Below are 23904 nucleotides of genomic sequence, written 5' to 3'. Positions count from 1 at the left end.
TCACCTCACCGCAGCGGTTTTAAGCGCCGCCGCAATGTTGATGAGTCAACAACCGGCATCAAAACCCCACCTCTCGCCGAGGGAAATATCGACACCCGCCAGTGCGACAACGCCGTCCCTGGTATCGCGGGGATGGGGAGTACCACTGCAGGCTCAATTTAGGCGGCAAGTGTTTCGTACTATTAACAGTGCGGCCAAGTTTTAGATGTCCGTCTCTTCTCGTTAGTTGCGGAAAATACCAGACACATCAGACGTCGTTCGCCCTCAGCCGATCCACTTTTCTGGCTCGGTGGAAGCCGTCCACGGTCACCACGGCCAGACCTATCCATACAAGGCCGAAGGCCATCCCCTGAATGGCATCGAAGGGCTCACCAAAAGCCAATGTCGCCACCAACAATTGCGCGGTGGGTCCGAGATAAAATACGAGCCCGAGCGCCGTTAACGGCAGCAAGCGGCTCGCCGCAACGTAGGCAATCAAGGGAACAACCGTATACACCCCGGCGCCCAACAGGAACAGGTCTACTTTGAGACCGTGTTGGCCCAGACCACCCCAGTCGCGCATCAACAACCAGGCAGCGGCGAAGGGCATCATCATCAGGGTTTCCATGAACAGGCCCTCTGTGGCCCCTACGGGTACGGCTTTGCGAATCGCGCCATACAGACCAAAGGACGTTACCAGGCCCAGCGCCACCAGTGGCAACCCGCCGAAATACGCTATCTGTACAGCTACTGCAGTGACCGCGAACAGAACACCCACCGCCTGGGCAGTGACAATGCGCTCACGAAACAGCGTGAGACCCACCACAACATTGAACAGCGGCAACAGGAAGTAGCCCAGGCTGGCCTCGGTCGCCCGCTCATGAGTTACCGCCCACAGGAATATCAGCCAATTTGAACCACTACAGACAGCGGCGAGGGACATAATGGCCACGATCTTCGGCCTTGTAAAAAGCAGTGAGGCATCCCGTAATTTCCCCAGCCATAGCAGCACCAGCGATACCACGGGTATAGACCAGAAGGCGCGATGCGCCAACAGGTCCCGGGCATCCACCGGCTGGGTTTCTATCCAATAAAGTGCCGCAAGCCCCCAAATGAGGTTGGCCGCGATCCCATACAGCGTGCCTTTTTTTGCCTGTCCAGCGTCAGTCACTCACGAGGTTCCCCGGCCTCATCGGCATCGACGATGTCCGTTTCTTGCAGAGCCTCTGCAGTCCACTGAACCATTGCCGTATCCGCGAGCACGGCTTTCCCGTAATCCTCCAAATCATCAGGCAGGGCAATGTCGTAGGTTTTAAACCGCGATACCACCGGGGCAAACATAGCATCGAGCAACGTGTACTGGCCCAACAAAAAGGGGCCGACATCCGCGTGCGCAGCTCTTGCATCGGCCCACAGCGTGAAGACGCGATTAATATCCGATTGGGTGGCCTCATCCAGCCGCACCACACGACTAGCCCTGATGTTCATGGGTAGTGCATTGCGCAGCGCGATAAAACTGCTGTGCATTTCGCTGGCCATGCTTCGGCCCATTGCTCGGCTGGCACTGTCCTCAGGCCAGAGCCCGCCGCTGGCGAATTGCTCGTTGACGTACTCGCCAATCGCCAGCGAGTCCCAAATGCAGACACCGTCATGCCACAATACCGGCACCCTGCCGCTGGAAGAGTATTCGCCAATGCGCTCAAAAAATTGTGGCGTATCCAGGGGTAACAGAACCGTCTCAAACTCAACATCGGCATGCGCCAATGCCAGCCAGGCGCGCAGTGACCATGACGAATAGTTGCGGTTTCCAATGACGAGGGTGAGGTCTTCCATGGGAACTCCTGAAGGCGCGTGAATTTACCTGCGCTGGGCGCGCGATTACAATAACGTCTTTGCCCTGTAAGCGCGACACTTGCTGCGGGGGTGGGGTAGCGAAGGGAGTCCCAGTGACAGCATTCGATTATGACGTTTTGGTGATTGGCAGCGGTCCTGCGGGCGAGAGCGCAGCGCTTAACGCCGCCAAGCATGACAAGACAGCCGCCGTCATCGAAGATCGCACACAAGTGGGCGGCGGGTGCACTCACAAGGGCACCATTCCCTCCAAGGCACTGCGCCATGCGGTGAAGCAGTTGATGCGCTTCAATACCGGCAAGCTGTTCAGAGAGATCGGGCACAGTCGTCAAATCCCCTACCCCTCCGCCCTATCGGTTGCCGCCGGCGTCATTGAAAAACAAGTAGAGATGCGCTCCAAGTTCTATGCGCGCAATGCCATTGACGTTTACCGCGGTGGCGCGCGCTTCGTGGACGAGCATACGGTAGCCGTGGCACAACCGGACGGCAGCGTTGAGACTGTATCGGGGCAAGATGTGGTCATAGCCACCGGCTCACGACCCTACCAGCCTGACAATGTCGACTTCAGTCACCCACGTATCTACGACAGTGACACTATCCTCGATCTCAAACACACGCCTCGCAAACTGATCATTTACGGCGCTGGCGTCATCGGCTGCGAGTATGCGTCTATTTTCTCGGGCCTCGGCATTAAGGTGGAACTGGTGAACAGTTTCGACTACCTGTTGGCATTCCTTGACGATGAAATTTCAGTGGCGCTTGACTACCACCTGCGCGAACTGGGCGTCATGGTCCGGCATCGAGAAGAGTATGAGCGGGTGGAAGCCACCGATGACGGCGTTGTTCTGTACCTAAAATCCGGTAAGCGTCTTAAAAGTGATGCGCTGCTCTGGTGCAACGGCCGCACTGGCAACACCGACACACTTAACCTGCAGGCGATTGGCCTCAAAGCCGACGGGCGTGGGCAGCTGAAGGTTAATCATCATTACCAAACAAGCGTGCCAAGCGTGTATGCAGTGGGGGATGTGATCGGCTGGCCCAGCCTGGCCTCCGCCGCCTACGACCAGGGACGCTCCGCCGCTGCAGTATCCCGCGGCAAAGAAACCGTGCGATACGTAGATGACGTCCCTACAGGCATTTACACCATTCCTGAAATTAGCTCGGTAGGCCGCACGGAAAAAGAGCTGACCGATGCACGTGTTCCCTTCGAAGTTGGTCGCGCCTTGTTCAAGGACACGGCCCGCGGGCAGATTTCAGGTGAAGACGTGGGCATGCTGAAGATACTGTTCAATCCGGACACCCTCGAAATACTGGGCATTCACTGCTTTGGTGCTGAGGCCACTGAAATTATTCACATCGGTCAGGCCATCATGAAACAGGACGGCGGCGGCAACACGCTGACCTATTTCATTCGCACCACATTTAACTACCCCACGATGGCCGAGGCCTATCGCATTGCCGCGCTTAACGGCCTCAATCGACTGAGCCACTAGCCAGGCAAGGAGCATCCATGAGTCGGGAAAACGCGGTACACAGCACAGGGGTTACGCCAGGCTGGTATGGCGTTGACCCGGAGACCATGGATCTCAAGGCGGACCCGCACGAGCGTTACCGCGGCCTTCGCGAATCGCAGCCTGTGAATCTCACACCCAATAACGAGTGGCGCCTGTCGCGATACGCAGACATACAACACCTGCTCAAACACAGCCACAGTGGCATGCGCGACCTGGACGGCCTGATCCCAGGAGAAACCCGCGAGGAGACTGACGCATCGCGCTTTATGCTGCGCATGGATCCACCGGACCACGACCGCATACGACGACTAGTAAGCAAAGCGTTTACGCCACGCGCACTGGACGCCATACGCCCCAGCATCCAGCCACTGGTTGATCAGGAGCTCGATAAGGCAGTGACACGCGGCGAAATGGATCTGGTCAGCGATCTCGCTTTGATGGTACCCGCGGCCTCTATGTGCGCCATGCTGGGCGTCCCCTTCGAGGACCGCGATAGATTGTCCCGCCTGGTATCGGTGGCAACTTACCGATTGGCCAAGCGAGCTCTACCCGATCTGCAGGAGGAAGCGGAAGCCGCGATCTTCGAACTGGCCGAGTACATGTTTGCATTGATTGAACAGCGAAGGCAGCAACCCAGCGACGATATTCTGGGGTTGATGGTGAGCGCCGAAGAAGCCGGCGACCGGCTAGACACCGAGGAGCTGCTGCAACAAAGCATTGGTCTGCTCATCGCCGGATTGGAGACAACCATCGGTTTGATTGCCAATGGCATGATTGCATTCTCGCGAAACCCCGAAGAGTTTCGCCGGCTGGGTCGCTCACCAGACTTGATAGATTCAGCGGTGGAAGAATGTCTGCGCTTTGAGCCGTCCGTTCCTATGACGCTGCGCGTTCTCTGGGAAGACATGACGATAGACGGCATTACCATACCGGCTAACGCCACTGTATTCGGGGTTCTGATCGGAGCGAACCGCGACCCCGCGGTGTTCTCAGACCCTGACCGCTTCGACATTGGCCGTGCCGAGGCGCGACACTGCTCGTTCGGGGGCGGCATTCATTTCTGCCTGGGTTCACACCTGGCGCGCATGAACGCAGCCATGGCGTTTGAAGGCATGGCGAAGCGCTTCGACAGCGTGAGCGTCGATGAATCTGCGATCGAGTGGGCACCGTCACTGTTCAGAATTCCCGGCAAGGTACCGGCCCGGGTTGTGCCGCGCTGAGGCCCGCCTTGACTGCCACCACTGTCACACTTCGAACTGTGTATACCCCCGCACGGGAGTGAACGTATGTCATTGATCGCTACAACCCCGGAGCCGCCCTACTACGCGGTGATCTTTACGTCCGAGCGCACCGGTACCGACGAAGGTTATGCGGATACAGCGCTGCGCATGCTGACGCTGGCTGCAGAGCAGCCGGGTTATCTTGGCGTCGAGTCTGCAAGGGAGGGCCTTGGTATCACTGTCTCCTACTGGCGCGATCTGGCGTCTATTCAGAGCTGGAAACGGAACGCAGATCACGTGGAGGCGCAAAAGCGCGGACGGGATCAATGGTATTCGGCATTCACCTGCCGCATTGCGCATGTCAAACGCGAGTACAGCCTGTAACCGCTTACCACACTTCGACGTCGAGCGTTTCGCCCTGAACGGCGCCACGGCAATCTCTTTGCCCTCGCGCTGCGCGAAAGCCCTGCATGCGCAGCAGCGACTCCTTGCCGCCAAGGGGCGCTATATGCCATCGGGCGCTGCCAAATCGGCCAAAAGGTGAGGTATAGTGCGCCTCACAAGATGTTGACAGTGGTAACACAAGAGGTTTTTGAGATGGAAACTGCAATGGAACAGACAGAAGCAGGGAATGCGGAAGAGTTTTATCGCTCCCCGACGACAACGCCGGACGCAGACCCATGGGCACTGGCTCTGGAAGATATCGACCTGGCAACCGGTTCGATCTTTCAGGCCCAAAAGCACCACGAGTACTTCAAACGTTTGCGCCAAGAGAATCCGGTGCACTACCATGACAAAAATCCCGACATCGGCCCGTACTGGTCTCTGACGCGCTACGAAGACATCATGGCGGTGGACAGCGATTTTCAGCGCTTCTCATCAGAACCCTCTATCGCGCTGTTTGACGAAATCCTGGGCGAACAACGCGCACCGATGTTCATTGCCATGGATCCACCCACGCACGATGAACAGCGAGCGGCGGTGTCTCCAGCGGTCGGTCCCGTACGACTCAAAGACCTCGATCAGCTGATCCGTAGTAGGACTGTGGAGGTGTTGGACGAGCTACCCATAGGCACGCCATTTAATTGGGTGGATAAGGTGTCAATCGAGCTCACCACGCGGATGCTGGCTACTTTGTTTGATTATCCGTTCGAGGAGCGAAGCAAGCTCACCTTTTGGTCGGATGTCATTACTACGCCCCCAATCCTTATGGGCATTAGCGATGAGGATAGGCTTAACCACCTGGCTGAGTGTCTCCTGACGTTCACCGCGCTATTCAAAGAGCGTCAGGGCGAAAGTAATAACAGTCAGGACTTTATTTCTTTGCTCGCCAACAACCCGGCTACGGCAAATATGGAAGGTGTTGAACTGCTGGGCAACCTGATGTTGTTGATCGTGGGCGGCAATGATACGACGCGCAACTCCATGTCTGCTGGCGTCCATTTTATGCATGAAAACCCGGACGAGTTCCAGAAAATCAAAGATGATGAGGCGCTGATACCCTCGGCCGTATCCGAGATTATTCGTTACCAGACGCCTCTGTCTTATATGCGCAGAACCGCCAATGAAGACGTGGAGATTCGCGGCAAGCAGATCAAGAAGGGCGACAAAATCGCTATGTGGTACGCCTCAGGTAATCGCGATGAAGCGTTTTTCCCAGACGCAGACAAGTTTATCATTGACCGGCCCAATGTTCGCAGGCACATGGCCTTCGGCTTCGGCGTCCACCGCTGTATGGGTAATCGCGTTGCTGAAGCACAGTTACGGATAGTGTGGGAAGAGATATTGAAGCGCTTTGACCGCTTGGAGGTCGTGGGCGAACCCGAGCGCGTTGAGCACAGCTTCGTGCACGGCATTAAGGATTTGCAGGTGATAGCACACCCCAAAACGTAACTTTTAAACACCGCCCTACCCTGCGTATGTCGGGTGGGGCACTCAATCGCTCCGACAAACGGTATCTCGCCTTTGCAGCCAGCCCAACGTTACGTTGCGCACAACACCGGTCGTACCCGCATCGGCTTCATTGGCAAATCACGCTTTCGGCCGCTCCAGCATCCTTTCAAATCCACGACTCAATCATCGCACCGGCTCATACGGATCACTCGGTAAACGCAGCGATCGTGGGCTCAGTTTTCAGCCCTGACGGCCTCAGAGCACGCACCTTACTGTGCACGAGCTCACCACCGCCGCCGCTGAACGATCGCCACAGAACCTTACACATACTCACTGAATGCGGCTAAACATCTGCTGCAGTGGAATTCATTAGGTGTGTTGATGTTCTGGTTGGTCAGTCAGGTAAAAAATGCTGTTGATGGTTCTCATCAACAGCATTTGCTAATTTGTTCATCAGATCACATACGAGGTTGTCAAAAGACGTTGTTTATTGGCATGTGACGGGAAAGCTGCAGGCACAGGCTGGTTGATACAGTATCGTTGGCTCTGTTCGCTGAGTCTCGCTGTGTCGAGCGCCCTGCTGTGCGTTACCGCCGCGGACCAAATACGCCATTAGGGGCTTCTTTTTTCAGTTGCGAATTCCGCGCCTGCACTGGACTGGACTGGCGTGCACACCTAACACAGGAGGTCGACAATGGTAGTCCGAAGACTTTTAAACAACTCTTTACGTGTCGGGATTCGTCAATCGCTTGCGTACGCGCTCGGTGAAGTAGTGTTGATCGTTGTTGGCATTCTACTGGCATTACAGATAGATCAGTGGAGCCAAGCCCGAATAGATGAACAAAAAGAGAGGGAATACCTCCACTTGATCTTGGCTGACCTCGAAGCCGATTTGGCCAGTATTGATAACGATTTGAACTTTAATGCCGACAAAGTAGCGAAGATTGTGACGCTCACTGAAATGCTCGCCGACACTGACGAACCGTTTTATGGCCTTGACGATAACAGGGTGGCTCAGCTAATGCCGACGATATCCTCCTTCACAGAGCATCGACCTCGTGCAGTCTCTTTCCGAAATATGGTCTCCGCCGAAAGCATCGCTTTGCTTCAAGACCCGGTATTGCGTACGGATTTGACGGATTATTACGGGGATGATGCCGCGAATGTGCGCACGCAGGAGCGGGCGGCACGTTTGTCTCGCGATTTCTCTTCTTACATGCTTCTCGGTGCGATCCAAGGTGGTGACACAGACCTATTCTTAAGCGGGCAAGCTATCGACTTGCCACTGTCGATCACGCGCGCGGATATGATGCGCACTGATCCAGAAACCTATGCGCGGATTTCCGAACTGCATATTATCACCGCCAGCCTTATCCAAATGCTGGAAACTGAGAGGGGGGTTGCAGTGGGGCTGGTCGACCGGATCGTCGCCGAGCTGTCTGGGCGCTAGGTGTAGACCTTCAAACAGAGGCCGGCCACAGCGGATGGCCCCTCCTCGCGGCGATAGTTTGCGTTGCATGCGCGATTTTAGTGCCAACGGAAACCCCATTACCGGTTCCGCCGATTACCATCCAGGGCATCCGACTCTATTGACTGGTGGCTAAGTTGACACTGGTGGCATGCCCCAGTAATCACGCTCGGAAGTGTCTTCTAGTTAACGCCATCGGTCGTGACCGCATCCACCTCATAGGAGACATTTATCGCTGATAGATGAATGTCCGCTTTGGGGCCAAGAGCGGACATCGATTATGTCGCATCGCGGCCACTATTTCGCCAGTCCCGCACAATAGTTGCAATGTAAAGAAATAGCAGCACTGGGAATGCCCAAACTGCAAAAAAACTCAATGCAATTACTACGAAGTAAGCCATATCTGCACTGGTTTCCCTTGGGTTCCCCGCCATTATATTGAATACAGCATGCTCAAGATTGAGAATGGTCAGAGCAGTCACGATTACCGCAAGGGGCAAGAGTGTGCACACCACTACTCGGTATACACTCAGCTTGGCGTAAGAACGTAGGAAATGCACATATAGTGCAACTCGCCAGGTGGCGACGACTGCTAGAAACCAAGCATTCATACTCTGTGCTATTTCCAATGAAAAGTATCTTTCTACAGGTATCGCATAAAGTAACGCCGGTAGAGACGTCAGCCCAACAAATACAATTACCGAGCGGCAGCCCCAGTTCGCTGGTTTCATGGGAATAACGACTAAAAACAAGAATAGTGACAGAACAAAGATATATGCAACGGAACCTAGCCCGAAGTACTGCCAAGGGTAAGCGTCTAGGCTATCCCAATACCGCCCGACACCGGCAGCCAGCGAAACTAACACCACATAGACCAAATAGTCTGGGAAGTGATCTCTCAGATTCGGCCTTGCTCCCTTGAAAAATAGAAACCGAATCTGATTTTTGAGAATTTCTGGCAGGTGTGACTTTCTGGATTCCATTCCTAAAGTTCAGTCCAAAATTTTTTGAGAGTCCGCTTTGTGGACGAAAGCGGACGTTCAACCGAAGATAGCAGATGCAGCGCTAAGGCTGCGTCTTACTCCCCTGCTCGGCCAAAAATTCCCAGGATGACGCCGCACGCCATAGCGCCCAACAATACCACTCCCATGGTTGATAGGGAGCGCCATACAACGGTCGAGTCGTCGATAACACCCCATATGGCTAGAATGCTGACCGTAGAACCAGTTACAACACATCCAATAGCAATTGCCATTAAGAATCTGCTAAGCGCACTCATATCTGAACTCCGTTTCTATTGCCTCGCCCGTCGACCGCGATAGGCCGTCTCGACAGTTACCCAGCGCGGTGTCTTTCGCGCAAAAGTATTCTGGGGCTCAACACGCCCCAGCCTGTTGGGCGCCATATTGAACCTGGCTGAAGATACAGCCATGGTCTGCTTCCGTCTCGAAAGCGGACGTTCAACAAACCGTATCAAGATATCTGCAATCAGGCGAACGTAGCATTTCATCGCTCTGCGGATGGCGAAGCGTGAAACGTTCAAACAGGATACCGCTGCTGGCTTGATTGCGTCTGGACGGAGTAACTAAAGGGAACATCTTCCCAGCCAGCTTTTGCACCGCCATGCAACCCATCAATTCGCGCTGCCACGATACCTCCACCGAACTTGTACCCTTTGTCAGTGATTCGCTTGATAGAAGCGGCCGCAGCCTCCTCTGGTGACATGCCGGTCCGCATCAACTCAACGGTGTGATAAGTTGGTAAAAACCGCATCATCACATCACCGTTTCCCGTTGCTACTGCAGCGCCAACGTCTTGGTCTGCGTAGGCACCTGCTCCAGCGATAGGAGAGTCTCCCACACGCCCTGGTATTTTTAACTCTCGACCATTGGTTGAGCAGCCAACACAGAGATCGCCTCTCGCATCAACCGCAATTGAACCGACCGTATCATGACCTTTAAGCGAGTCTTGCTGGAACGGCTCAGGGTCAAATGCGTCGGTCCGGATACCTTGCGCCACCCAATCTTCCCATTTTGTCTGAGACGTTAAGTTGGTCAAAGACGTTTCTTCAAAACCCATGCGAACCGCGAAACGCGTTGCGTCATCACCCACTATGAGCGAATGTTGTGTCTCTTCCATAACCTTCCGTGCAACCGATATTGCACGTTTTACGCGTTTGAGACAGCCGACAGCGCCTACATCGTGAGTGGGGGCCCAAAGCATCATGGCATCAAGCGTTGTCTCTCCCACCTCATTAGGCATACCTCCGAATCCCACCGTGTATTCGTCCGGCAAAAGTTCTGCGTAATTGATGGATGCCTCAATTGCGTCAATGGCAGAGCCGCCAGTTTCTAAGATTCTGAATCCTGCTTCATTGGCTTTCGTCCCGAAATCCCATGTAGTGAGGATAAATGGCTCGCGCGGTGCCAATGTTGGTATGTTGGACAGCTCTACACTCGCTCGAGCGACCTGGGAGGCCGCTACTGAGCCGAAAACGCCGCTCAAAAATGAACGACGAGAAACACTCAATTTCTTTGCCATGCTCGACCCCCATCGCTAGGTCGCTAAAGCGTAGCGTATTCACGAACGAGTGACCAATCCGAGGGCTCCGGCATGTAGGCTTACATAAATTGAATACAAATCTGCAGCATGTGCCCGCAAAACAAGCGGGAATCGCGAGTAAGCCTCGCGACTTAATCGGAATAGTTCATACACCGGGTGTGAATTTATACCTTAATGACTGAATGCCGATGAAGTGCTCTCCGTCACAACAGCGATTTAATGTCTTTCGGCACAGACAACGCACGCCGATCAGGTCGCTGTCGCTTTAAAGCACAACCTTCAAGGCGTGTGACGCGGTAGCAACTCTGATGCGAAAAGCGGCACCCGCGTGAAGCTTATGGGAAGTAAGATTCGTTACTCGTGTAGATCAACTTTTCACCGTTGAATGCCTCATACAAGGCCAGGTGTGCGGCTCGTGAGAAAGTATCGTCACGTTCGGTGTACTGGGAAATCCAATCGAGCAGCATATCGAGATTGGCATCTTGTGCGGCTTTGGACGAATATTTGTGCGGCTCCCAGGGGCGCCCTTTTGCATTCTCCAAGCATTGCGCAACGGGCAGGTCGAGAAAAATGACCTCGCTGGCTTCAGCGATGACCAGTTCAATCAAATCCGAGTAGCAACCCTCAATCACCCATCCCGTGTTAGCTGTTACAAAGTCATCGATTCCATTGGCTGAGACTGAAATCGGCAGTCTCTCAGGCGGTGAGCTGTCGGTCCATGCCAGCCCATCAAGATCAAGGTGAGCTAAACCCTCAGAAGCGCTTATATGCCTGGCAAGCGTCGATTTACCGGAGGCAGAGTTTCCGAAGATCAACACTTTTCTCATTGGGACACCCACCAATGGTTACCGGTGCTGATCCACAAGGATCGCATTTCCGTCTGGGTCCATCACAACAAAACTACCCGGCCCCTGCCCTTTCTCATCTACCGTCTGTACAGGCTCGATACCCTGGTTGATCAGGTGCCTTTGCAGTTCACGCACATCGGCGAACGAATCAAGTTCGTTTGCAGAACTATCCCAGCCGGGGTTAAAGGTGAGGATGTTGTCTTCAAACATACCCTGAAACAGACCAACGAGTGCATCGCCGTTTTTCATGATCAGGAAATTGTGTTCGAGATCACCGTGGAAATGTGAAAAACCCAGGGCCTGATAAAATGCTTTAGAGGCTGATAGATCCTTCACGGCCAAACTGACAGAGAACGCACCTAACTCCATAGAATTCACCTTTGTGCTCTAACACCGAGTTGTCGTCTAACATTGAGTCTAGGCGAATCGACAGGAACAGCCACCCACGCCATCAATTTCAAGGGACATTGCGTCACCCGCCACTACCGGAATCAGTGGCGCCAGTGATCCCGAGAGAATCACTTCGCCTGCCTTGAACGGTATACCGAACTCGCCAAGCGTATTTGCCAGCCATGCCACCGCAGTGAGCGGATTGCCCTGAACGGCGCTGCCAAGACCTTCACTGTGCTTTTCACCGTTCTTGTAAATGGTCATGTGGAGATTGGGTAAATCGAAATCACGCGGATCGACTTCCGTATCGCCCAGCACATACACACCACAGGAGGCATTGTCGGCCACCGTGTCTTCGATGCGAATTTGCCAGTCGCGAATCCGGGAATCGACGATCTCGAAGCAGGGAATAATTGTCTCGGTGGCGTCAAGCACGTCAGCCTCGGTGACACCGGGGCCCTGCAGATCCTTTCGCAGGCGAAAAGCGATCTCGCCCTCCGCCCGGGGCTGAATCAGATTACCGGCAATGGGTATATCCGACCCGTCTGCGTAGGCCATTGCGTCGGTAAGGAAACCAAAATCCGGCTGGAACACGCCCAGCATTTCCTGCACCGGCTTACTGGTCACGCCGATCTTTTTACCCACCACGCTTTCACCATCCTGCGCCAATCGCAGCGCCAACATGCGCTGGCTGATGTGGTAAGCGTCTTCAATGGTGATATCGGGTTCACGCTCAGTCAGTGGCGCCAGCATGGCAAAGTCGCGCATGGCGCGATAAAGCTCATGGCCCAGAGCGTCGATACGTTGTTTATCCATGGGTCAGAAAATCCAGGCAGTAGCGATTAAACATGTCCTCGTGTTCAACCATTACCCAATGACCACACTCAGCCACCAGTACAAATCGTAAATGCTTGAGGTTGTTGGCCATCGCCATGATGCCATTCTCGGGCATCATTTTTTCGTTGAGCCCCCAGAACCCCAGCACTGGACAGTCAATCTCCTGCAACCGCTCGGTGAGCACGGGCACTTGCATGGTTGCCATTACGTGGCCGTTCATAATGCCCATAATCTGCATCCGCTCGGCCACCAATTCATCGGTGGCGTGCTCGGGGTTGTGCATCAAACCAGTGGCAAACAAATCTTTCATGACGGCGGGGGTTACCGGCTCGCCAGAGCCGAAGACAGCGAACACCTTCTGCATACCCGGCATCTGCTGGTACTCGGCCAACTCACTCAGGCCGCCCGGCGCCATCAGAATGAGTTTCTCCACCCGCTCCGGGTAGTCCAGTGCCATACCCAGGGCGACAGCACCGCCCAGTGAGTTGCCCACGATGGTGCATTTCTCAACGCCGGCGCAATCCAACGTCTGGATCATGCACTCAACAAAGAAATCCAGGGGATGATCCCTGTCGTCGGGTTTGTCCGAGAAGCCGTAGCCAATATGGTCAGGCACAATGCAGCGGTAGCCGGCCTCGACTAGCGCCGGGTAATTGCCCTTGAAGTTGCTGTGCCCACTGGCGCCAGGTCCCGACCCGTGGAGGAAAAGCACAACGTCGCCCTCCCCCTGATCGATGTAATGAATCCGGTACCCGTTGGCGCACTCGGCGTATTGGTCTTCGGGCAGCAGCCCATTCATTGTTGTCAACGCGCCACTCCTAAACCGCGAAGTCCATGTTGTCGTCCCCAAACAACATGCCGCCCATGTTGTTGGCGAAGGGACCCACGTTATTGGCCACGTGAGCCTGACTCGCCAGAATATCCAGGTGACGCGCCAGTAAGGGGCTGCCATTGCGAATTCCGCCGCTGCCGGCCGCTTTTAGCATTTTCCCGCACAGATCCACGCACCGGTCTGCCACTACCGCTGAATCGTAGCGATAACGCACACGGTCTTCCACGGGGATGGGCTCGTCGGCGCGGCAATTTGCCATCATGGCGTCAAAGTTGCGAACCATGGTCAGTCGCATTTCATCAATGGACGCCCTGACTTCTGCGGCCAGTGCGCGGGCGAACGGATCGTCCTTCATCTTCTTGGGGCCTACCTGGCGAGTTTTGGCAACCTCGATGTAGTCCTCCAGGGCACCCTCAAGCGCACCCAGGCTGGCGGTGCACACGGCGCGCACAAACACCTGCATAAACGGCATGTGGTACAGGGGTGCGTCGTTAACACTGTTGCCAGGATTCTGGCACAGGAAGCCATCCATGGACTTGTGCGTGCGATGCTGAGGCACGAATACGTCATCGACGACGACGTCGTGGCTGCCCGTGCCCTGCAAGCCCACCACATCCCAGTTATCTTCAATGCTGTAGTCTTCAATGGGCACCAGGAAAGTACGGTAGTTAGCCATGTCAAAAGGCGCTTCCGGCGTGGGCACTACAGCACCCAGAAACGCCCATTTGCAGTGTTCGGAGCCACTGGAGAAACTCCAGCGTCCACTCAGGCGGTAACCGCCCTCCACCGGCTTCACCTTGCCCACCGGCGCGTAGGATGAGGAAATCAGCACGGAAGCATCGTCGCCCCATACATCCTGCGCTGCCTGATCATCGAAGACCGCCAACTGCCAGTTGTGAACCGCAACAACACCCAGCACCCAGGCGCTGGACATGCAGTGTTTAGCCACTTCCAGGCCAACGCTGTAAAACACCTGGGGGTCCATGGCGTAGCCGCCCCACTGTTCAGGCTGCAAAATCTTGAAGAAGCCCGCCTCATGGAAATCACGGATGGTTTCTTCGGGCACTTTGCGCTCAGCCTTGCAGCGCGCGGCACGCTCGCGTAGCGCCGGCCCCATATCACGCGCCGCCGCAATCAGTTGCTCTGCGCGCTCTGAGCCCAGGCTGTAAACACTGGCTGGTGATTTGGTATCAAAGGTCTGATGACTGGTCATGGCTTCCCCCCATGCTTTTCGTAATATTGTGTACTGCGATTAAGCGCCCATCGCGGCACAGCTTCATCCTCTATTTGGGCTATAACGCTGTGCTGGATAGAAACCGCTATTCCACCACGGCTTCTCCAAATTCGGTGGTGCCACCGAAAAAAGCACGGTGTGAGGGCGGTGTCTGCCCACCCACATCCACCACACCGTATTCGGCGCCCAATTCGGCGCCTATCCACACTTTGCCGGTACGGGCCATGCGCTGTTCATCGTTGGCCAAGGCGGCAATAACGTCACCGCTAAACTCGGGGTGCTCGATAGTGGCCATTAAGTCTGCGTATTTCTCCGGCTCTGCCTCAAACACCAGGCGCGTGCGCTCGGTGAGCAGTAAACCCATCCACAGTGAGATCACGCAGACTTTATGAGGTTCGAAATCTATCGCCATATCGTGGGCCATTTTGTCCACGGCGGCTTTCCCCGCGCCATACGCGGGGCCATGCATGTAGATGCGCCCGCCAAAGGACGAGGTATTGACCACCAGCGCACCGTCGCTTGCCAATAGCAGCGGTGCGGCATGCCAGGTGGCGGCGTAGTGGGAACGCATACCCACATCGAACAACTGCGTGAGTTCCAGCGGCTTTTCCCAAAAGGGCCCGGGCTGCACCAGCGCATCCGGCAGTGCGGTGGCATTGTTCACCAATATATCCAGATAGCCATGCTCCTCGCCGATGCGATCAAACAGGGCTTTAACCTGGGCGTCATCGCCGTGATCACAGCAAACGGCAACGCCGTTCCCGCCAGCGGCGTTGATGGCCTCTGCCGTTGCGTACACGGTGCCGGGCAACGGCGCGTCGTCCTCCTGCTGACTGCGGCCCGTTACGTAGACCGTTGCGCCCCCTGCGGCTAACGCCAGCGCAATACCCTTCCCGGCACCCCGGCTTGCGCCGGTGACAACCGCGACCCTTTCTTTGCCTGTATGCACGCGTCTCTCCTGCTAGCTAGTGTTGTGGCACTCACTTACACTGCGCCCATCCTATTCAGCACCAATGCATCATGCCAGCCAGCCAGTTCAGGCTTTTACTCCGTTCTTATAAACCGGCGCCGAAGCACTGGCACCCACTGTGCCTGAGCGCCTTGGTGTTCATCTGTGCAGCACTAGCACAGCCCGCCTCGGCAGACCCACGCCTGCGCTGGGATGAGCAGGCGCCGGCGTTTCTTTCGGCCGTCGGAAAACTGACGGTTCCCGGCATTCGCATTGAGTCAGGTTATTCACGGCATGTTAGGGAAGACTGCAGCGGCACGTTGCTCGCCAGCCGCGATAACCGGCCGCCGCGGCACGTGCTCACCGCCTGGCACTGCATAGAACACTATAAAGACCTGAGCAAAAACATTATTTTCACGCTACCTGACGGGCGCCAGCGCAAAGCTAGGCCAGTTGAGGACGGCGGCGGCATGCGCGCTGACTGGGCTTTGCTGACCCTGGATTCACCCCTGCCGCTGAGTTGGGCGGCAGATGTTCACTCGCGAGGGGGAGTGAGCAGGCAGTCGGAACTGCCGCAGTGGCGCCTGACGATGGCGGGCTTTTCCGGAGATGCTGGTCTGGGTGCGGACGGAGAAGCACTGACGTATCACAGCCATTGCGGCGTGATTGAAGTGACAGACGATCATGTGAATACCAATTGCCTGGCCTACAAAGGTGCATCAGGCGGGGCCGTGTTCAGTGTGGACGAGGCTGGCGAAGCGACGCTGCGCGGTGTGATCTCAGCCGGCGACGGTCAGGCCATGAGCGCCTACATGCCGCTGTCGCGGATTCGAGGGCGACTTAGGTCTTTGATGAGCTTTTAGATTTCACCCCGCCGTGATCTCTTGCGGTATTCACAGCCAGCCGCTCTAATTCGTCAACCGCCTGATCAACAGTAAACTTGCCCGCATCCTTGTGCTGATCAAACAGGTTGATCATTTCGTCTGAGCGGCGCCCCAGCATCATCAGCCTGAGGTAGAGGCTGTCTTCCAAAGGCGGTTTTCGAACCGCGTCCAGAATAAATACCACCACACTGACAGGGGACAAGACGAGGTCCCTGAGGGCATCTGCGGCTAACTTCAGCTGGAAGACCAACAAGTGTCGCAGAGCCACGCGACCCGTCACCTGGGCTTCAGGTTTATCCGGCGACTTAAACAGCATGGTCAAGCACCCTGTCCGTACCACTGGCCTGCGGGCTGGCTGACAAAGTGCTCCTGGCGCAGTTCGATAACGGTGGGAACCGCGGCCGACTGCGCCGTTTCCAGGGCCTCCGCCAGCGCACCCAGGTTTTCCGGTTTGGCCGTTTTACAGCCCATCCCCGCGGCGATGGCGCAGAAATCGGGTGCCGGGATATCCACACCCACAGGCTTGAAGCCATGCGCGTGCATGCCTTGCTCAATCTCGCTATACCCGTTGTTGTTCCAAACAATGACGACAACAGACAGCGAGGACTCTACACCGGCAGCCAATTCGGTCAGCGTGAACTGAGCGGAGCCGTCACCGATAAGCGCTACCACCGGCGTCTCTGTATCGGCCAACTTAGCGCCCAGCGCAGCCGGTATCGCATAGCCGAGCGTGCCGCCACCCGTTGCCGAATGGAAATAATGTCTAGGGGCACTCGCTTCGTATTGCCAGACCGCGTAGTACGTGGGCAAGGTGCTGTCCCCCACCAGTCGAACACCGGGCAGGGCCGACTTTACGGCAGCGAACAGGGCCTGAAACTCGGGGTGCGTATGCTCTTCTTGGCTGATGGCCTGCTGAGCGGCCGCTACCCGCACTTGACCCCACTGAGGATCCGTATCGCGCCCCGCGCCCTCTGTTGCTGCCAGCAATTGACTTAGGGCAGCCCGGGCATCAGCGCAGATCGCCAGTGTTGGCCGCTGATTGCGGGACAACTGACGCGCGTCGATATCGATCCGAATCAATGGCGCTTGCAGCGCCAGATCGCCGATGAACAGCATGTCGTAATCGGTTTCCCCGAACTCCGTGCCCACGGCCAGCACCAGATCAGCACCATAGATAACCTCGCGCACAGCACCGAGGCTAGGGCTGGACCCAACCGCCAATGGGTGAGTCTCAGGCATCACGCCTTTTGCATTTACCGTGTTCACCACAGGCGCAGCAAACCGTTCAGCCAGCTCCTGAACCTCCAGTGCTGAAGCCACCGCACCACCGCCAACAATCAAACAAGGGCGTTGAGCACTGGCCAGCATCCGCGCCGCCTCTGCCACTGCTTCGGGGTGTGCGCCGGGCGCTGCCGGCATCGGCCAAGGGGTCGGGTCGACATGACTGGCATCTGCGGTGATCACATCCAACGGCAATTCAATGTGCACAGGGCCTGGCCGCTCCGCAGAAAACACGGCGAAGGCACGTGCAAGTACGCGCGGCAGCTCGTCAGGACGCATGAGGGTGTGACTGAAACGGGCACACTGGCTTGCCAGCGCCCGCTGGTCGGGTAATTCATGCAGGTGCCCCTCGCCCATGCCCAACTGATCCCTGGCGGCTACTGCAGTAACAACCAACATCGGTACAGAATCGGCCAAAGCCTGCATCATCGGCGTTAATGCGTTGGTTAAACCGGGCCCGGAAATGAGAAAGCAGACGCCCGGTTTACCCGTCGCGCGGGCATAGCCATCAGCCATGAACCCGGCGCCCTGTTCATGGCGCGGCGACACGTGCCGAATGGGGCCGTCGGATAGCCCGCGATACAGCGGTACCGTGTGATTGCCGGGAATACCAAATACGGTGTCGACGCCGTAAGCGGCCAGCATGTCAACCAGGCGCTCCCCGCAGGTAATCGTCGCACTCATCAGTAACCCTCGGCGTTTTCGGGATGGGGTTGCTGACGCGCCGGCGGTGGTGCACCCACGTGGACCTCACCGCGCTGCTTAGCGAGTTCGATTTGCTTTTGGCGTTCGGAGAAGCGGGCCATCTGGTCTTCACTCAAACTGTCGAAACAGCGTGGACAACAAACGCCCTTCACGTAATGTGGTGAACGCTTATCGTCTTCAGTGATTGGGTGGCGACAACCGTAACACTGGTCGTATTGGCCCTTCTCAAGCTGTTGATTAACGGCCACACGGTTATCAAATACGAAGCACTCACCTTCCCAGGTGCTCTCAGCTTCGGGCACTTCTTCGAGGTATTTCAGCACGCCGCCCTGCAGGTGGTAAACCTCCTCGAAGCCTTCCTTGAGCATGAATGCAGACGCTTTCTCACAGCGGATGCCGCCGGTGCAGAACATCGCGACTTTTTTCTGCTTGGCAGGGTCAAGGTTCTCCCTCACCCAGCCAGGGAACTCGCGGAAGGTCGTTGTGTGGGGATCAACCGCACCGCGAAAACTGCCGATGCCGTATTCGTAATCATTACGCGTATCGATTAATAGCACCTCGGGGTCGTCAACCAGCGCGTTCCAATCCTCGGGCTTCACATAGGTGCCGACGGTTTGGTTCGGATCTATCCCATCCACACCCATGGTCACAATTTCTTTTTTAAGCTTTACCTTCATGCGATGAAACGGCATATGGTCGTCAAAGCTTTCCTTGTGCTCCAGGTCGGCGAGGCGCGCATCATTGCGCAGATACGCCAGTACCGCGTCTATGCCTTCCCGCGTTCCGGCAATCGTGCCGTTGATGCCCTCTTCCGCCAGTAGCAAAGTGCCCTTAACACCCGCAGTGACGCAGCAATCCAGCAATGGCTCACGCATGGCGATGTAGTCTTCGAGGGTGACGAACTTGTACAGAGCTGCAACGACGATCTGGCTCACGACTGCGACTCCCGCTTACTCCCGCCCAGACAGTCTGGCGAATCGGGCGCGCTCTCCTGCCGCTGCTGCCACTCCTCAGGCGTGTAGGTATGCAGGGCCAGCGCATGTACGGGCCCCTCAAGCTCTGCAGCTAGCGCTGCGTAAACCTTTTGGTGCCTGGCGACTTTGCGCACGCCCTCGAAGCCGTCACTCACCAGGGTGACCTTGAAGTGCGTTTCAGAATTTGGCGGCACGCTGTGCATGTGCGACTCGTTCTCAACCTGGAGAAAGAGCGGTGAAAAGCCTTCCACGAGGCGCGATTCAATAGTCTGTTCTACGGTCATGTGTACTCCCCCCGAAGCGCGGGGATTATACCGACTCGCGTGTAGCGGCGACAGGCTCAGCCAGCGTCGGATACCGGCGCCAAATCGGCCAGTTCCGCCAACGATTCTCCCCGCTGGCGCTGCAGCCGAAACTGACCCGGCGTCATCCCGGTCCATTTTTTGAAGGAGCGATGGAAGGCGCTGGGATCAGTGAACCCAAGTTGCAAGGCCACCTCGTTTATCGATAGCTCGTGCCGGTCCAGACACAGACGCGCCGCATCGCAACGGGCGTCGTCCTTAATCTGCTGGAAGGTAGTGCCCTCTCGCTTAAGACGTCGACGCAACGTAGGCGCCGACATATTCAAGGCCTGCGCAATGGTTTCAAAACCGGGAGAGCCGTCGCTGAAGTCATGACCAATCATCGCCTTCACCTGGGCCGAGAGATTATTGCTGTCAGGATCGGCATCCATTATCAGTAGCTGGTACGGGGCCGTACGCAGAAACTCTCGTAGGGAATGCTCGGTGTGCACCACTGGCCAGGACAGGCAGGCGCTGTCAAAGTAGAGCAGGTCATTGCTCTGGTTGAAGTTTAGCGGACAACGAAACAATTCTTCGTAGCGCGACAACCGTTCCGGTGCAGAGCCTGTGAAATCTACCCGCTTGAGTTCGATGGGCCTGCCACACAGCCAGCCAAAAAATCGGTGCCACATCGATAGTCCATAGGCCTCTGCCACCCCTACCTGCTGTGACTGATTGGCAGCCTGACCTTCAGCCCCGGGGGCCAATGTTCGATAGCCAACGCGCGCATACTGCTCGGAAAAGTTGGTGTATAACTGGCTGCGTTCATCAAAGAACGTGCGGTAAAACTCGGACGCCCGTCGAATCGCCTGGCCAAGGTTGTCGCAGGACACAATGCAATAACACATCATGCGAAACGCGCCGGGAGCCACCAGCTCGCTGCCGGTCACACCAAAGGTCTCGTCCTGCAGTAAGTGCAATACATGCTGGTAAACCCGGGAATACTGCATAGCACTGATCTCGGCCTTATAGGCCGGATCATCGGGCTGCATGGGGTCAAACTCCAGGCCCGCATCACTGAGGATGTGGGAAAAGTCGTAGCCGCGCGTGTCCACCATTTTCAGAAGGGTAGTCACAAATCGGGTGGGCACCCTGTCGCTCATAGCCTGTTAGTACCGCCAGTTTCGGGAACGCCAATGGTAGCAAAAACCAGGGGCAGATAATGGTGTGCAAGCGCGTAAAAGACGGGCTTATACTATGACCAGCGATGGGGGTCATCATGGAAGAACGTTACACGATTGCTTTTGCCGGCGAGTGCCTGCCCGGCCATGCAGTGGAAACAGTGCGCCAGCGGCTTGGACAGTTGTTCAAGGCAGATGACGCCACACTGGATCGTCTATTCAGCGGCAAGCGCCAAACAGTAAAGCGAGACTGCGATAAGGCCACTGCCCTCAAATATAAACAGGCCATGGAACAAGCCGGTGCCAAACCGGTGATCAGCCGGGCAAGTTCACCCGATACTGTGGCGCCCCCGGCCAAAGCCGCTGAGCCGGCCAGAGAAATGACAGCCGCGGAGCGCATAGCCGCAGTGGCCGCCAGCAGCGATCAAACCAGTCCGTCTCCCGGCAACGGCGATCCGGCGCCCAGTACAACCGCGCCAAACACCAGTCACCTATCCATAGAGCCCGCCGGTGCGGACGTACTGAGGCCGCAAGAGCGAGACACGACGCCCCCTGCGTCAATAGATACCTCGGCACTGAGCGTCGATGACCAGGCGCAGAGACTATCCGAGCCTACCCCTACTCCGCCTGCTGCGCCCGCAACCGATCATTTGGACATGGGTGCTGTGGGTGAAGAGATACCGCGTCTGGCATCCGAGCCCCCGCCCCCGCCGCCGGACATCAGTGCCTTGGACATGAGTGAAGCCAATGATTTTAGCGATTGCGCATCGCTACCGGTTGCCGACATAGAACCTGATCTGTCGGGCATTAATCTCGCGCCTGAAGGCAGTTCCATACTGGATGACTCGGAGCGCAAAAAAGACGAGGCTCTTGCGCCGGATACCTCTCACTTGCGTCTGGACGACAGCTGAGGCAAATCAACCGTCACGCGAAGCCCCGGTGCATTATCGCCAAGGCTGAGCACCCCTCGATGGAAGGTCACAATTGCCTGTACCAGGCTCAACCCAAGCCCATGCCCCGGGTGCGTACCGCGACTGGATTCGATACGGAAGAAGCGGCGCAGCACATTACCGTGCTGGTCTGCCGGAATACCCGGCCCGGAATCACCCACAACAATGCGGGCTCCAAAGCCCACCAGTGCCGCTGCGCGTACAACTACCGAACCACCGTCAGGGGTGTACTTAATCGCGTTATCCACCAGGTTCAGAAACAACTGAAACAGCAGATCGCGGTCACCGGCGACCGCCGGACAGGCGTCCATTTGTAGGGTCAGTGCAACATCCCGCTCAGCCGCCAGGGGTTCATACAGCTCCACCACATCGGCCAACAATTGATCCAGTGGCACCTCCGCGCTACCCGAATAAAGGCCCCCGGTTTCCAAACTGGAGATGCGCAGCAGGGCGTTGAAGGTGCCCAGGATGTCGTCACACTCTGAAATAATGTCATTCAGCGCCAGGGCCGTGTCACCCCGCTCCGATGCACGCAATTGCTCCAGTTGATTGCGCATGCGCGTGAGGGGCGTGCGCAGGTCGTGGGCGATATTGTCTGAGACGGTCTTAACCCCGCGCAGCAAGCCCTCGGACTGTGCCAGAAGGCTGTTCATGATTTCCGCCAGCTCACGCACATAGCCCTTTTGTGCATCCACATTAATGCGCTGCTCAGGGCCTCCCTCAATAATCCCCGACAGTTCGCGATTCAAACGCTCCACGCGGCTCAGGGTCGATGTCGCACTGAGGAATCCCCCGACCATGCCCAGCACGATAGTGGCGATCATCGCGCGAAAGAGTGTACGGATAACCAGGCTGGCTTGTGCGGTGACATCGGCGTAATTGCGCGCGACGATGGCGGTGTAATCGCCGCCCAGATCCATAGGCCGCGCAAGAAAATCCACGTCTACCGTCTCGCCCCATTCCAACAGCGCCAACTGGAAACCCAGCCAACCGCCACGAAACTGTTCATAGCGTGGTACTTCATTGAGATCGCCGGCCACACGCTGTCCTGAGCCGTCTGTCACGAGATAGTAAAAACGACCACTGGCGGGCGCAGTGAGCTGATCGTTCACGTATTGCTCGACACCCGCGATTGATTGGCCAGCATAGATAACAGCCAGCGTCTCCTGCTCATCCAGAATGCTCTCGCTGAGCTCTGTGAAGAAGCCATAACTGATGTAGGCATACAGGGCAGCCAGCAGAAGAAACACGCTGGCACTGAGCACCACCACGTACTTGGCGATGTAACGAAAGGTCAGGCTGTTGATGACCGACCAGATAGTCACTGGGAAACGCTGTCCGTACTTGTACCGGGTTGCGCATCAACTGGCGCATCACCGAGGCGATAGCCAGCACCGCGCACAGTTTCCAATAAGGGCTCCGGAAACCCCTTATCGATTTTTTGCCGCAATCTCGAAATATGCACATCGATAACGTTGGTCTGGGGATCGAAGTGGTATCCCCAAACATGCTCTAACAGCATCGCGCGTGTCACGATCTGCCCGGCATGACGCATCAGGTATTCAAGGAGCTTGAATTCCCGGGGCTGCACTGAAATGGGTTGACCTGCACGCGTGACTTCACGGCTGAGCAAATCAATACGCAGATCGGCAACAGTAAGCTCGGTTTGCGCAGCGGAAGACTCAGACGCGACCCGCCGGAAAAGCACGTCTAATCGCGCGAGCAGCTCATCAATGGAAAAGGGTTTGACGAGATAATCATCGGCGCCGCTTTGCAGCCCCTCCACCCTGTCACTGACCTCACCTAGAGCACTGAGCACCAACACTGGCGTTGTCAGCCCGGCATTGCGCAGGGTTGCCAGCAGAGTTAGACCGTCAGTACCGGGCAACATACGGTCCACAACGATGACATCGAAACTGTCGCTGCGCGCGGCTGCCAATCCCGAAACGCCGTCGACCTTCCAGGTACACTCATGGCCGGCCTGCTGCAGTTGTTCGACGATGAATCGCCCTACGGTCTCGTCGTCTTCAACAAGTAGTACGTGCATATCTCCTCCCCGCGACGCAATGTA

24 protein-coding genes are annotated in these 23904 nt (G+C 56.4%); 7 read left to right on the top strand and 17 right to left on the bottom strand.

All coding sequences use genetic code 11. The features are described 5' to 3' along the window. Window positions 1-247 precede the first annotated feature (247 nt). Both rarD and IE089_RS03660 read right to left on the bottom strand, forming a co-directional pair. Window positions 248-1150 (bottom strand): EamA family transporter RarD, encoded by a 903-nt coding sequence (gene rarD / locus IE089_RS03665; RefSeq protein ID WP_189475245.1) that lies wholly within the window; start codon window positions 1148-1150, stop codon window positions 248-250. Next, complete coding sequence (locus IE089_RS03660; protein ID WP_189475243.1) at window positions 1147-1812, bottom strand: glutathione S-transferase family protein; 666 nt, start codon at window positions 1810-1812, stop codon at window positions 1147-1149. The genes rarD and IE089_RS03660 overlap by 4 nt, the downstream gene beginning before the upstream one ends. 113 nt (window positions 1813-1925) lie before the next feature. Here IE089_RS03660 and sthA point away from each other — a divergent pair, with 113 nt between their 5' ends. The 5 genes from sthA to IE089_RS03635 all read left to right on the top strand — a co-directional run bounded on the left by sthA (window position 1926) and on the right by IE089_RS03635 (window position 7907). Then, window positions 1926-3323 (top strand): Si-specific NAD(P)(+) transhydrogenase, encoded by a 1398-nt coding sequence (gene sthA, locus IE089_RS03655; protein ID WP_189475241.1) that lies wholly within the window; start codon window positions 1926-1928, stop codon window positions 3321-3323. A gap of 17 nt (window positions 3324-3340) precedes the next feature. Beyond that, complete coding sequence (locus tag IE089_RS03650) at window positions 3341-4564, top strand: cytochrome P450 (RefSeq protein ID WP_189475239.1); 1224 nt, start codon at window positions 3341-3343, stop codon at window positions 4562-4564. Window positions 4565-4630: 66 nt separating this feature from the next. Continuing rightward, window positions 4631-4948: an antibiotic biosynthesis monooxygenase family protein gene (locus tag IE089_RS03645; RefSeq protein WP_189475237.1), complete on the top strand. Its 318-nt coding sequence runs from the start codon at window positions 4631-4633 to the stop codon at window positions 4946-4948. A gap of 225 nt (window positions 4949-5173) precedes the next feature. After that, window positions 5174-6457 carry a cytochrome P450 gene (locus tag IE089_RS03640; protein ID WP_229802569.1) on the top strand — a complete coding sequence of 428 codons (1284 nt, stop codon included), beginning with the start codon at window positions 5174-5176 and terminating at the stop codon, window positions 6455-6457. A gap of 772 nt (window positions 6458-7229) precedes the next feature. After that, window positions 7230-7907 carry a DUF6090 family protein gene (locus IE089_RS03635; protein ID WP_189475233.1) on the top strand — a complete coding sequence of 226 codons (678 nt, stop codon included), beginning with the start codon at window positions 7230-7232 and terminating at the stop codon, window positions 7905-7907. Window positions 7908-8203: 296 nt separating this feature from the next. On the opposite strand, the gene IE089_RS03630 is transcribed toward IE089_RS03635, so the two are convergent. The 8 genes from IE089_RS03630 to IE089_RS03595 all read right to left on the bottom strand — a co-directional run bounded on the left by IE089_RS03630 (window position 8204) and on the right by IE089_RS03595 (window position 15577). Beyond that, window positions 8204-8908: a hypothetical protein gene (locus IE089_RS03630; RefSeq protein ID WP_189475231.1), complete on the bottom strand. Its 705-nt coding sequence runs from the start codon at window positions 8906-8908 to the stop codon at window positions 8204-8206. Window positions 8909-9464: 556 nt separating this feature from the next. Continuing rightward, window positions 9465-10466 (bottom strand): glycosylasparaginase, encoded by a 1002-nt coding sequence (locus IE089_RS03625; RefSeq protein ID WP_189475229.1) that lies wholly within the window; start codon window positions 10464-10466, stop codon window positions 9465-9467. Window positions 10467-10822: 356 nt separating this feature from the next. Then, window positions 10823-11314, bottom strand: coding sequence for a P-loop NTPase family protein (locus tag IE089_RS03620; protein ID WP_189475228.1), 492 nt, complete (start codon window positions 11312-11314; stop codon window positions 10823-10825). A gap of 18 nt (window positions 11315-11332) precedes the next feature. Beyond that, complete coding sequence (locus tag IE089_RS03615) at window positions 11333-11704, bottom strand: VOC family protein (RefSeq protein ID WP_189475226.1); 372 nt, start codon at window positions 11702-11704, stop codon at window positions 11333-11335. A 48-nt stretch (window positions 11705-11752) separates the two neighbouring features. After that, entirely contained in the window at window positions 11753-12541 is a 789-nt protein-coding gene (locus IE089_RS03610) for a fumarylacetoacetate hydrolase family protein (RefSeq protein WP_189475224.1), read from the bottom strand. Next, window positions 12534-13361 (bottom strand): alpha/beta fold hydrolase, encoded by an 828-nt coding sequence (locus tag IE089_RS03605; RefSeq protein ID WP_189477350.1) that lies wholly within the window; start codon window positions 13359-13361, stop codon window positions 12534-12536. The genes IE089_RS03610 and IE089_RS03605 overlap by 8 nt, the downstream gene beginning before the upstream one ends. A gap of 19 nt (window positions 13362-13380) precedes the next feature. Further along, a complete protein-coding gene (locus IE089_RS03600; protein WP_189475223.1) occupies window positions 13381-14607 on the bottom strand; it encodes an acyl-CoA dehydrogenase family protein in 1227 nt (408 codons plus the stop codon). Window positions 14608-14713: 106 nt separating this feature from the next. After that, entirely contained in the window at window positions 14714-15577 is an 864-nt protein-coding gene (locus tag IE089_RS03595) for an SDR family NAD(P)-dependent oxidoreductase (RefSeq protein ID WP_189475221.1), read from the bottom strand. A gap of 71 nt (window positions 15578-15648) precedes the next feature. Here IE089_RS03595 and IE089_RS03590 point away from each other — a divergent pair, with 71 nt between their 5' ends. Beyond that, entirely contained in the window at window positions 15649-16440 is a 792-nt protein-coding gene (locus IE089_RS03590) for a trypsin-like serine peptidase (protein WP_189475219.1), read from the top strand. On the opposite strand, the gene IE089_RS03585 is transcribed toward IE089_RS03590, so the two are convergent. From IE089_RS03585 to IE089_RS03565, 5 genes are read right to left on the bottom strand one after another with little or no spacing between them, the layout of a single operon-like run. Then, window positions 16418-16777 carry a hypothetical protein gene (locus IE089_RS03585; RefSeq protein ID WP_189475217.1) on the bottom strand — a complete coding sequence of 120 codons (360 nt, stop codon included), beginning with the start codon at window positions 16775-16777 and terminating at the stop codon, window positions 16418-16420. The genes IE089_RS03590 and IE089_RS03585 overlap by 23 nt on opposite strands. Before the next feature lie 2 nt (window positions 16778-16779). Further along, window positions 16780-18426, bottom strand: a complete 1647-nt coding sequence (locus IE089_RS03580) for a 5-guanidino-2-oxopentanoate decarboxylase (protein ID WP_189475215.1) — start codon at window positions 18424-18426, stop codon at window positions 16780-16782. Next, complete coding sequence (gene trhO / locus IE089_RS03575) at window positions 18426-19382, bottom strand: oxygen-dependent tRNA uridine(34) hydroxylase TrhO (RefSeq protein WP_189475213.1); 957 nt, start codon at window positions 19380-19382, stop codon at window positions 18426-18428. Before trhO ends, IE089_RS03580 begins: the two co-directional genes overlap by 1 nt. Continuing rightward, window positions 19379-19705, bottom strand: coding sequence for a BolA family protein (locus IE089_RS03570; protein WP_189475211.1), 327 nt, complete (start codon window positions 19703-19705; stop codon window positions 19379-19381). The genes trhO and IE089_RS03570 overlap by 4 nt, the downstream gene beginning before the upstream one ends. 56 nt (window positions 19706-19761) lie before the next feature. Then, on the bottom strand, window positions 19762-20853 hold the full coding sequence (locus tag IE089_RS03565) for an AraC family transcriptional regulator (RefSeq protein WP_229802568.1): 1092 nt from the start codon (window positions 20851-20853) through the stop codon (window positions 19762-19764). A gap of 128 nt (window positions 20854-20981) precedes the next feature. Here IE089_RS03565 and IE089_RS03560 point away from each other — a divergent pair, with 128 nt between their 5' ends. After that, the gene (locus IE089_RS03560; protein WP_189475209.1) at window positions 20982-21794 is read left to right on the top strand and encodes a hypothetical protein; all 813 of its coding nucleotides are present in this window, start codon (window positions 20982-20984) and stop codon (window positions 21792-21794) included. On the opposite strand, the gene IE089_RS03555 is transcribed toward IE089_RS03560, so the two are convergent. Both IE089_RS03555 and IE089_RS03550 read right to left on the bottom strand, forming a co-directional pair. Beyond that, window positions 21770-23158 carry a sensor histidine kinase gene (locus IE089_RS03555; protein WP_189475207.1) on the bottom strand — a complete coding sequence of 463 codons (1389 nt, stop codon included), beginning with the start codon at window positions 23156-23158 and terminating at the stop codon, window positions 21770-21772. The two genes, IE089_RS03560 and IE089_RS03555, sit on opposite strands and share 25 nt — an antisense overlap. Then, a complete protein-coding gene (locus tag IE089_RS03550) occupies window positions 23155-23880 on the bottom strand; it encodes a response regulator transcription factor (protein WP_189475205.1) in 726 nt (241 codons plus the stop codon). The genes IE089_RS03555 and IE089_RS03550 overlap by 4 nt, the downstream gene beginning before the upstream one ends. Between the last annotated feature and the right edge of the window lie 24 nt (window positions 23881-23904).

The organism is Parahalioglobus pacificus (assembly GCF_014652275.1).
Lineage (GTDB): Bacteria > Pseudomonadota > Gammaproteobacteria > Pseudomonadales > Halieaceae > Parahalioglobus > Parahalioglobus pacificus.
The sequence above is the reverse complement of the archived record's forward strand: the minus strand, read 5'-3'. Positions and strand labels throughout refer to the sequence as shown.